The sequence below is a fragment of the Betaproteobacteria bacterium genome (assembly GCA_016720855.1).
In the GTDB taxonomy this organism is placed as follows: domain Bacteria; phylum Pseudomonadota; class Gammaproteobacteria; order Burkholderiales; family Usitatibacteraceae; genus FEB-7.
This window is the reverse complement of record JADKJU010000003.1, coordinates 807,374-817,899: the sequence shown is the minus strand read 5'-3', so window position 1 is coordinate 817,899 and position 10,526 is coordinate 807,374. Positions and strand designations below refer to the sequence as shown.

The window sequence follows — 10,526 nt, the reverse complement described above, 5'->3', positions numbered from 1 at the left end:
GAAAGTCGAAGGCTTATCGATCTATTTCGCATTGATCTGCTGTTACCGGTGGGAAGTAGCGAAGAAGTAAAGGCGTTTCCCAAGTCGATCAGTCATTTGATCAACCCGTTCTACAGCGACTCAATAGTAATTGGCCGAGACAGCGAGCAGAAACGCGCGCAATTGCTTGATGTGCACAACGCCTTAACACTTGCGCGACAAGCCAGATGTTAAGGCCATCAACGATCGGGGTTTTCGAGTTTACGACTGGAGTCCCGACGACCCATTGGCGGACGTATTTCTGACACAGCTTGGCCGATACCCAACGGTAGATGAGGTAGGTATCGACTACGGGGGGATGTTGGAAAGTGCTCTGCTGGTGTCGAAGATTCGCCTTGAGCCAGCGGCACCGATTCCGGCGGATATTCCGGAACATCCGGGAATTAGCTACCTCTCGCGTCACGCCCTGGAGCGCCACTATGGCGTTCAGGCAGGCTGGGACACGCCAGGGTTCTTTGTCGGAGCGGCCGCGAACCTTGACGATCTGATCTGCCATTGGAACCTAAGAGCCGCAGACATCGCGTTGTGGTTCGTCGACGCAAATCATATTGGGCGGTACCGCGACATCATCCCAGCGTGGGAAAAGGCTATGAGGGAGTCGGTTGCTCATCGCCATGAGTGGGATCGGCGGGTAGCAGTGTGGACGCGACGCGAGGACATGGACGAGGTGCGTAAGCCATTCAATGGCATGGAATTAACTGTGTGTCCAATCTCGGAGCACAGCTGGAACGGGCGAAACGTCCGACCGCCAATGATGACCTTTGATCAGGTATCAGTTCTAGGTGTGCTCGGACGCGAGCGTGGTCAGCCTAAAGGTCTCGTTCTCGCTGAGCAACAAGCCGTTTTGCGGTGACACGTGGTTCCACACGCAACATCTTGTCGCTTCGAGTGTCTTTCATTGGTGGGCTCTATGGCGATGAGCAACACACCTTGAATCCGCCTTATGTCCCAGAGCTGAATGAGTTCTATGCCCGGACGATGCATCTCATCTACAACGAGCTGCGAATCGAGCCGGAGCGGGTAGGTCTTGTAATTGATGCCGCCGATGTCGACTCGTGGTTGTACGCACTTCCTGTTGCTGATCTGATCGGGAAGGTGCTCGGCATGGCGGGATACGAGACTAAGCCCAGCAATGGAGGCTTGATTACACGGCAGCTCATTTCCAGACTAGGAGGCTTGCAGGGAGCAAGAGTTTTCAAGATCCCCGGCGTGCGTCGATTGCTGAAAACACATGGTCCGGCTGCTTCTTTCACGAAGAAAGGTGCACTGGAGCTAATCGGCAGTAAGGATCCCGCCAATCCGGGAGCCAAATTCAGCGACCACCACGATCTTCACATCGAAAGGCGCCCACCGGGCACAAGCTGACGCCAGACGACGTGTTCGGCCACTTGGTCGAGAAGGGGCTCTTTCGCATGGGTGCAGAACTTACCTGCCCGAGCTGTCGCATGGCTAGCTGGACTGCGCTGGATGCCTTAAGGCAACAGATCGTCTGTGAACTATGCGGTCACGAATACGCTGCAACCCGTCAACTGATGGGTGAGGTGTGGCACTACCGACGCTCCGGGGTCCTGGGCGCCGAGAGAAATGCGCAAGGCGCCGTTCCGGTTGCCCTAACCCTCCAGCAGCTGGAGACAACTCTTGGGAGCGGACTCCGCGATGGGGTTTACTCACCATCCCTGGACCTTACTAAGATTGGCGAAGCACGCGTCGAGTGCGAGGTGGATTTCTTCTGGGTGATTCCGCGACCTTACCCAAGAAAGACGGTAGTTATCCTGGGTGAGTGCAAGGATCAAGGACCGATCAAGCCGGAGGAGTTCGAGAGGGACATTGAAAATCTGCGGCGCGTTGCGGATGCTCTACCTCGAAAGCGTTTCAAGGTATTCATTTTGATGTCCAAATTGAGCCCCTTTACGAGGGACGAAGTTGATCGGGCGAAATCCCTGAATGCTGACCATCAACAAAGAGTCATCCTGCTGACGGCTAGAGAGTTGGAGCCTTATCACGTCTTCGAACGGACGAAGACTGAGTTCGAAATCGACGGATATGGGGGATCGCCAGAGGATTTGGCTCAGGCAACCGCCAAGATGTATTTTGGTGATCAGCCCGCACAAAGGGCGATGACGCCCGATGGCGCGGCTGCTCCCCGGTGGGGTATGACTGTAATTCGGCGTACAACCCACCGGGTTGAGAGATACCTGGCGTGTCAGGGGTAGGCTCGGGGACCGCTGATTCGCTTCGCAGGCTAAGCAGCCGAGACCTCGACCGACCCGATACCGATAGGTAATACGCTCGACTTGCCCTACAGGGAATTGGGCCAGGCTATCGACGGCCCTGTGTCGTTGGGGCCCATGGAATTCGTTTGCGCCCACCGACTGCCATTGCCGCAGGCGTGCTCTTTCGACCTAAGCGCCGTTTTCAGCCTGGTAAACCATCCACCGAGTGCGCCTACGATCGCGCAAGATCGCTCATGGGCTCTGATGAGCGCTTTTAATGGCGTAGTAAACCGCGCTATCGCTCATCGGCTACCATTGCCGCAGACGTACTCTTTTGGCCTCATCGTGGTCCGTGGCCTGGTAAGCCATTCACCACCACTCGTTCAAGGCCAGACTCCGCTCTGGCCTTTTTTTCGTCCGGAATTTCCCAATGAATCCGGACCTTTGGCGAGGCGTGCGAAGAGTGGTCTCCCTCGGGGTGGCCACGATTCCGGCCGTTTTGCCCTCTACCCCCTCTCTGTTCTCTGTTTCTGCGAAGAGTGATCTTCGCACCAGCTTTAGACAAAGCAATGGGTTAGCGTTCACGGTTTGAGCGGAAGGGTGATGCGCGGAGGCGACTCGGCCAAATGCTGAGGCCTACATTTGGCGCTATTGGCTTTGCCGTACCCATGGGGCACAGATGATCGCCCCTTTGCTAGTCATCATCGAGCGGGTAGACACAGCCGCCAACCTTGCTGCCTCTTGGCGGCGCGTCAGCGATCTGAACTATCTGGGCGAGTGCCGCTGCACTTCAAATTGGCTTTGTACTGCGCGACGACGATAAGGCGAAGGCTCTGGCCGCGAGCATCGGCGACGAACGGACAGAGTTGCGGGCAACGGGGATTTTCGTAATACCCGCCGCTGCCCTGCTTCTACAGAGAACGATTACGGCGTCTTCCGCTTCGGCGGGGCCTGCGTCAATGCCGAAGCTGCCGCAGACTTCTCGCGGGCGGTAGACGTGGGATCGCTCAGAACCTTACCCGCCGCACTTGCCGCGCGCGCGCGCGTTTCCTCGTTTTTGGCGCGAACTTGCGTGAGTGCCGATGCAGCCGCCGATTTCTCGGCGGCCGTCGAACGCGGATCACTCAGGACTTTGCTTGCTGCGGTCGCGGCCCTAGAACCAGTTGATTCGTTGCTGGATTTGCTGGATGCCATGTTAAGATTTCCTCTAGAAGTTGATGTGGCGCCACTCCCGGCCCGTACAGTCCTCTCCCGCCAAGGTGCGAACTGTACGGGCCGTTGTCCATTTGGGCTCGGCGACGGTGGCAATGTCACTCCGAGCCTCTGCGCTATGTACTCATGGCGCCCACCTACTGCCTCTTGTCGTTCGGGATCCGGACAAGAACGTCCATGGCGCGATCAAACGCGTCGCCGCTCTCGCCAACGGTCCCGTGCTTCGGGCAGACGCGCCCATGGACCCAAATGCGAGATTCCACGAAGTCGCAGGCGGTCTGTTCGTCGTGGAAGTACGGAGCGGAGGAATCGAGTTCAAATTATTGGCTCCCTGAGGACGGACCCATGATAACGAACAATTTGGTTGTCGTCAAACGAACAGTTCGCTATAATCCCAGCACTTATTCGTTGGGGATGCCATGAACGGTAGGGAGATCATCGAGAAGTTCGGGGGACAGTCTGCTCTTGCAAGGCTGATTGGCAAGTCCCAAAGCACGATTTCGTACTGGGCCAAGACCGACAGCATCCCGGGGCGCTGGTGGCCGAAGCTAATGGAGCTGGGCAGGGCCAACGGCATTGAACTCCACGCACAGGACTTCATCGCCGCGGCCCCAAGGCCCTCGAGTCAACAAATAGTGGCCCTACCCGCCACGGGAGAGCCGGAGCCAGAGCCAGAGGCCCCGATCTCTGTCGCGCAGGAGGCCGGCGGCTCTGACTTTCTGTTCTACGAGTCGGAGGGCGGTGGCGTGAAGGTGCAGGTCTTGGTACGCGATGAAACTGCGTGGGCGTCTCAGCGAGGAATGGCGGAGATATTTGAGGTCACCGTCCCCACGGTCAATGAACACCTCCAGCACATCATTTTACCGGGATAACGAACTGGACGATTCAGTCATTAGGAAAATCCGAATAACTGCCCAGGACGGGAAGGCCTACGAAACGAATTTCTATAACCTCGACGCCATCATTTCGGTTGGCTATAGGGTCAACTCCTATAGAGCCACACTGTTTCGGCGCTGGGCTACGGAGTCCTCAAGAGCTACATGATTAAGGGATTCGCCCTTGATGATGAGCGGCTCAAGCAGGGGAAGCAGGTATTCGGCAAGGACTACTTCAACGAACTCCTGGAGCGAATCCGGGAGATTCGCTCCTCCGAGCGGCGCTTCTATCAGAAGATTACCGATCTATTCGCGCAGTGCAGCATTGACTACGATAAGAACTCCCCTGTCTGCAAATTGTTCTATGCCCAGGTCCAGGACAAGCTTCATCACGCGATTCATGGGCACACCGCAGCCGAACTAGTTGAACTACGTGCCGACGCCAGCAAGCCCAATATGGGCCTGCAATCGTGGAGGAACGAGGGCAAGGGCGGGAAGATAACCAAGCTCGATGTAACGGTAGGCAAGAACTATCTTGATGAGAATGAGCTAGGAAAACTCAATCGTCTGGTGTCGATGTATCTCGACTTTGCCGAAAGCTTCGCTGAGCGACGAATTGCCCTCACGATGCAGCAATGGGTTGAAAAGCTCGACGGCTTCCTGCGCTTCAACGAATACGACGTGTTGGATGGATTCGGCCGCGTGAGACGCGAAAACGCCGATCGAAAAGCCATTAGTGAGTTCGAGAAATACCGGGTTGTTCAGGACCGCGAATACGAATCAGATTTTGATCGCGTCGTGAACGAGGTCAAGTCGAAGTCGCGGCTTCCTAAGACTGTGAATTGATATGACCAACCCTTTGACCACGGCGTGCGCCTTCCTTTGGGTACGGCAAAGCCAATAGCGCCCCCGATGGCCACCCCAAACTCCCGCACCTGTGGCCGGGTCAAACTCCCGCACCTGAGCAGGCGGCGGGACGCGGCGAAGTTACCCGGTTGATCCCCTCTTGGCAACACGCGCCGCGGCCTCTTTCAGGCGCCGAGCTTGCCTTCGAAGCGCAGCAGGTAGCCGTGGTGCATGAGGCGATCGAGGAGCGGGGTGACTACGACGACATCGCCGAGGAGCCGCCCCAGTCCTCGAGCGGGCGGTTGGAGGTGACGATCGTCGAGGCTTTCTCGTAGCGGCTCATGAGCACGTCGGCGAGCTCGTCGCCGGCGTGGGCGGGGAGCTTGCGCAGGAAGAGGTCGTCAATGACGAGCAGGCTCGGCGGCCTTAGGCTGGGCGCGCAGCTTGCGCAGTTCACCGAGTTCGCGAGCTTCGCCGATGTCCTCGATGAGGCTGGTGGGCCTCGCGGTAGTGCACGCGCCGGCCGTGGGCGACTGCGAGCGCGGCAAGCGCCTTCGCCACATGGCTCTTACCCGTTCCGGGCGGGCCGATGAGCAGCGCGTCCTCCTTCGCGTCGATGAACTTGAGCGTGGCGAAACCCAGCACGTCGCGCCGGGGAAGCCGCGGGTTGTAGCTCCAGTCGAAGCTCTTCAGGTCGCATCGCTCGGGCAGCCCCGAGAGCGCGTAGCGTCGCTCGAGCAGGCGCGAGCGGCGCCGGTCGAGCTCGTCCTGGACGAGCCAGGAGAAGGCTTCGACGAAGTCCATTTCATGCGCGCCAACCTGGAGCGCGCGAGCCTGCAGTGTTGCGGTCATGCCGGACAGGCGCAGGCTGCGTAGCGCGCGCTCCAGCTCAGTGATAGACATTGCCATCGGGATCCTCGTGGTGGACCTGGGAGAGCGCCTCCCAGAGCGTTTGGTACTCGGTGATGTCGCGAATCGCCGGATGCGCCTGCGTGAGCGGCGGGTCGGCCGCAGGGGGCGCCTGGCGCTCGAGCGCGCGCCTGACGGCGGCGTAGGACAAGCAGTTGGCTTGCGTGAGGCGCGCGCACACCGCCTCGATGTCGGCGCGCGCGTGCTTGCGCACGAGGTTTGCGAGGCCGTAGATCGCTCGTTGGCCGGGGCGGCCAAGCTTGGCGAAGAGCTCGCGGCCGGCCTGGGCAGTTGCCGGGCCGATGGTCTCCAGGCGCACGAGCAGGCGCACCCGTTTCACGCGACGGGTTGAAGACGCGGTCCTCTCCTGCATCACGAAGGCGCCCTTGCGAAGCGACTTCTCGTGCCGGCGCAGCACGGTGCCAACGCGCTCGAGGATCTCGATCTCGCGCTCGTACACGCGCACCGTGACTTCGCTGTGAGGCGCGGCTGGAAGAGCGGCGTAATACGAGCCCTCGACCTGCACGAGGCCCGCGTCATCGACCGTGCGCGTGACCTGGCGGAAGTACCTGCAGCCCTCGGCAGGCAACTGCTTCAAGTGCGCTTGCTCCTCGCGGAACATCTCGAGCACCTGACGCTTCTTGCGCCCGTGGATGCGCGGAGCCGCCCAGCGCTCCTCCCAGTGCGCGAGCCACTCGTTCTGCGCCTCGACGGACTCGAAGCGCCGCCCCTTGAGCGCGGTCGACTGCGTGTGCTGAATCGCGTTCTCGACGGTTCCCTTGCGGTTGGGGTCGGCGACACGGCACGGATCGGCGACGACACCGTAGTGCGCGAGCATGGCCGCGTAGACGGGATTCAACTCGGGCTCGTACAGATCGGGCTTGATCACGCCCTGCTTCAGGTTGTCGAGCACGACGTACCGAGGACAGCCGCCGAGGGCACGGAAGGCCTCCTCGTGCGCCCGCGCCCAACTCTCCTGGTCGGCCTTCCACACCGCTTTCCTGAAGCTCTTGCCCGAGTACTTGAGCGTCATCACGAAGAGCGCCGGCTTACGGTACTTGCCGCGGCTATCCAGCGTGGGCGCCCCTTCGCCGTAGTCGACCTGCGCTTCCTCGCCGGGGCGAATTCCAGTACGTCGAAGCGCTCGGGCGCGCGCGCCTTGAGCCGCGCCACGAAGCGCTTCACCGAGTTGTAGCCGTGTGCGAAGCCGTGGCCCTCCACCAGGTCCTGGTAGATGGCCACGGCGTTCCTGCCCAGCAACACCTGCGACTCGATCCACTCCCGGTGCGGCTCGCACGCCGAGGTCGTCGACTCGTTGGCCGGAGCCGGTGGCCGGGGTGCGGGAGTTTGGCCCTCCGGGCCCCCGGAGCCGGTGGCCGGGGGTGCGGGAGTTTGCCCATCCGCAGCACCAGAGCCGGTGGCCACCCCGGGGGAATTTGCCAGCCTCTGATAACGCCGGACGGTCTTCGGAGACACCCCCAGGCGCCGCTCAATCTCCCGCTGCCCCACGCCGCTCTCGAGCAGCGCCAGGACGCTCATGCGCAAATGCGATTTCAAGACGTTCACTCTCTCCCTCTCCCCGAATTGGTCGGGGAGGAGCGTACGTCGCGCCGTCCGGCGCCCGGGATCAGGCGCCCTTACGGGTGCTCAGGGTGCGGGAGTTTGACCCGGCCACAGGTGCGGGAGTTTGGGTGGCCGCCGGGGGCGCCCTAAATTTGCGTGTTGCTGCTTGGTATGCAGTCCATTTGCAAAGCCTCCTGGACTAGCAGCAATCGAGCTAGTGCTGAGAAGGTCAGGTCGCAATGCTTGCTCGAGCAAATCACAAGCGCCTCGATCAATTCATCGTCCAGCCCAATGTCTAAGCGCAGCGTCGGATTCGTGGCGTTCGAGATATTCCATGGGACCTCCACTTCGTTTTCAGCGACTCAAGCTAAATCAGGGATCTGAGGACGTCTTCGGAAATCCAGAGAAATTATTTGGGGATTTCCTCTGGCGGCCGCTTGGCGGAGCGCGATCAGGTCGAATACGGCCGCTGAAAGTCGGCGGACTGAGCATTCATAGTCGTTTCGGGCGAGATGGTTGACCGGGAAGCATTCGGAGCCGGAATATTCGTGAATCGCTGAGAACAACTGAAAGACACAACATGGCTGCGCCACTGCCCACAAATGACATCTTGGGTGTGTTTAAGGCACTTAAGGACGACATTCAGACGAGCCTGCTTACGCCCAGGGGCCTGTCCATAAAAAGCGGAGGAACCAAGGCGCTGGCGCTTGGCGAACCAACCAGTGTGACGGCGGGATTTTGGACTAACCCGCACTCCGTCTCCAGCAAGCCACCGCGGTGGATTGTTCAGGTTGAGATGCAGTTGGCCGGAAGTTTGGTGGCGCGGTTTGCCCTCGATGCGGCTGGGAATCAGATCCCAATGGGCAAGACAGTGGGCTACATCAACAATCGTGACGGAAGTTGCTCCGTAGTGGCATTTCGCGTTCTTCCAGCGGTCAAGCCCTCAGGCCCGACCGCTACTTGGGCGTATCCGCAAGGCTGGGAGTACCTGTTGATCCTTGCCTTCGCAAAGCCACTTCCCGCGGGAACTTCGGGCGATCCACTTAGTGATTTCAACCCATCGGCCCGCACGATCGATTTCGGCGGTGGGACCGCCAAACGATCCTACGATATTGCCTTTCGCGCCCTCATAAAGGTTCCCGGTGCAGTTACACCGGCCGCCGGCACTACATATGACGCCGTGGCGCTCGCAGTCGCGACTTTCGCTAGCGCGACTGTTTATGACGGTAGCTCGGCAGCCGGAAGGGACCAACTAGTTTCTGATCTCTCCGCGATATTCGCTGTGACCCCCGCAGCCGCGCCGTTCGGAATCGCGGAGGATACATCTCTGGTTGGTGTGGATCCGTCGGTCTATCACCAAATCGAGGCGGCGGTGAACTCCGGTAAGCGCCACATCATTCTTTATGGCCCTCCGGGGACGGGAAAGACAACGCTTGCCGAGTACCTTGCCCGCGAACTTTCGGAACGCGACGAAGGGGACGGCTCCTACCTAATGCTGACGGCCTCCTCTGCCTGGAGCACTCAGGACCTCGTCGGCGGATATCAGCCCCTTGGAGGGGGGGCGATCGGCTTTATTCCGGGCGCTCTTCTTCGCAACTTCGACAAACCGACGATCATTGATGAATTGAATAGGTGTCCGATCGACAAAGTTCTCGGACCACTTTTCTCCATTCTCTCTGGGCAGTCCTCTGTACTGCCGTGCCGAGCCGATGCAACGGACCCTGCTAGTCCGTTTCATGTGGTGCTACCTGAGTCGCGGACCGGTATGGCCGCACATGAGCATGCCCCCGAGCCCGCGTGGCGCCTTATTTGCACGCTGAATACTTACGACAAGACCCAGCTAGGCCAAATTTCATACGCTTTGAGTCGGCGTTTCGCGTGGATCAAGGTCGGCGCCCCTTCGGATCCAGATAAGTTCATTGAAGAGATGGCCGCACGGCTAAGTATTACTGTTCCGACTCCGGTGCCGACAAATCCAGTCGGCGCCATGTGGCGTGCAGTAAACGCTGCTCGAGAGATCGGTGGGGCACCGATCGTTGATTTCCTGAAAACGCTCGTTGCGCTTGACGCGGCGCTAGACCCCTTTGCGCTTCCAATGGGGTCGTCGGCCGACGCGTTCTTGTCCGCTTTCCGAATGTGTGTACTGCCTTTGATGGACGGCCTCTCCCCGCGTGAGGCATCGGATCTTGCCAGCGGCGTGGCTGCAGCATGGACGCTGGACACGGCGAGGGCTGACCGCCTCCGTCTGGACTGTAGGGAGTTCTCTGCGTGACTGAAGCGGAGAAGGCGCTCGAGGTCCTGTGCCTACGCGGACTACTGCGGCACCTTGGGGCAGGAGAGCGCTCCCCCTATGGCGGCGCAATAGGCAGTCTGAGAGACGAGGACCTAGACGCGCTGCGTATGTGGTGGGCCCTCTCTGGGCCTGTTGGCAGCCTAGCTACTCGGGTCGCATCCAGGCCGAGGGAGATCAGCCCAGCCCTGGACGATGTTCGCCGCGAAGTCTCTGGTGAACTGCCCGGCCCGCCCGACGCTGCCGCCTCAGCCTTACTCCAAGCTGTCACATGCGATTCAGCTGCCTTTGTTGTCACGGAGGCCGCGGGCAGCTGGTTTACCGGGCCAAATCGTGTCCTGGCCAAGACACTCGACTCGGCGCGCGGTGCCCTTAGGGCCGCAGCGCTACATGCCCGCGGTGGGATTTTTGACGGCCTAGCACGCGAGCGACTTTCATTGGTGGACGATGCATTGCGAGTTGCTGCGCTCAGGGAAATTCTGGCATCTCCCGCAGGAAGATCACGGATCGGCGCCCATGAGCGCCGACAAGCAGCTAAGGCACGCGCACCGCTATACCGCCTTTCGTGGGACTGCGCCT

5 protein-coding genes and 3 pseudogenes are annotated in these 10,526 nt (G+C 60.0%); 5 read left to right on the top strand and 3 right to left on the bottom strand.

Features of this window, described 5'->3' with window-relative positions:
• The first annotated feature begins 190 nt into the window (after nucleotides 1-190).
• From IPP91_17695 to IPP91_17685, 3 genes are all read left to right on the top strand, one after another.
• Entirely contained in the window at nucleotides 191-892 is a 702-nt protein-coding gene (locus IPP91_17695) for a hypothetical protein (GenBank protein ID MBL0143878.1), read from the top strand.
• A gap of 77 nt (nucleotides 893-969) precedes the next feature.
• Complete coding sequence (locus IPP91_17690) at nucleotides 970-1,404, top strand: hypothetical protein (GenBank protein MBL0143877.1); 435 nt, start codon at nucleotides 970-972, stop codon at nucleotides 1,402-1,404.
• A gap of 80 nt (nucleotides 1,405-1,484) precedes the next feature.
• On the top strand, nucleotides 1,485-2,252 hold the full coding sequence (locus IPP91_17685; protein ID MBL0143876.1) for a hypothetical protein: 768 nt from the start codon (nucleotides 1,485-1,487) through the stop codon (nucleotides 2,250-2,252).
• 924 nt (nucleotides 2,253-3,176) lie between these two features.
• Here the strand turns inward: IPP91_17685 and IPP91_17680 are convergent.
• Complete coding sequence (locus IPP91_17680) at nucleotides 3,177-3,446, bottom strand: hypothetical protein (GenBank protein ID MBL0143875.1); 270 nt, start codon at nucleotides 3,444-3,446, stop codon at nucleotides 3,177-3,179.
• Between the two features lie 569 nt (nucleotides 3,447-4,015).
• On the opposite strand from IPP91_17680, the pseudogene IPP91_17675 reads away from it, so the two are divergent.
• Nucleotides 4,016-5,185: pseudogene (locus tag IPP91_17675) on the top strand (virulence RhuM family protein).
• Nucleotides 5,186-5,326: 141 nt separating this feature from the next.
• Here IPP91_17675 and IPP91_17670 read toward each other — a convergent pair.
• Both IPP91_17670 and IPP91_17665 read right to left on the bottom strand, forming a co-directional pair.
• A pseudogene (locus IPP91_17670) lies at nucleotides 5,327-6,088 on the bottom strand (ATP-binding protein).
• Between the two features lie 208 nt (nucleotides 6,089-6,296).
• Nucleotides 6,297-7,633, bottom strand: a pseudogene (locus IPP91_17665) (IS21 family transposase).
• A gap of 604 nt (nucleotides 7,634-8,237) precedes the next feature.
• On the opposite strand from IPP91_17665, the gene IPP91_17660 reads away from it, so the two are divergent.
• Complete coding sequence (locus tag IPP91_17660; protein ID MBL0143874.1) at nucleotides 8,238-9,929, top strand: AAA family ATPase; 1,692 nt, start codon at nucleotides 8,238-8,240, stop codon at nucleotides 9,927-9,929.
• The last annotated feature ends 597 nt before the right edge of the window (nucleotides 9,930-10,526 follow it).

Excerpts from the sequence above, each read along its gene's own strand:
- IPP91_17685 (MBL0143876.1), top strand. The coding sequence starts at position 1,485 with ATGGCTAGCTGGACTGCGCTGGATGCCTTAAGGCAACAGATCGTCTGT.
- IPP91_17680 (MBL0143875.1), bottom strand. The coding sequence starts at position 3,446 with ATGGCATCCAGCAAATCCAGCAACGAATCAACTGGTTCTAGGGCCGCG.
- IPP91_17660 (MBL0143874.1), top strand. The coding sequence starts at position 8,238 with ATGGCTGCGCCACTGCCCACAAATGACATCTTGGGTGTGTTTAAGGCA.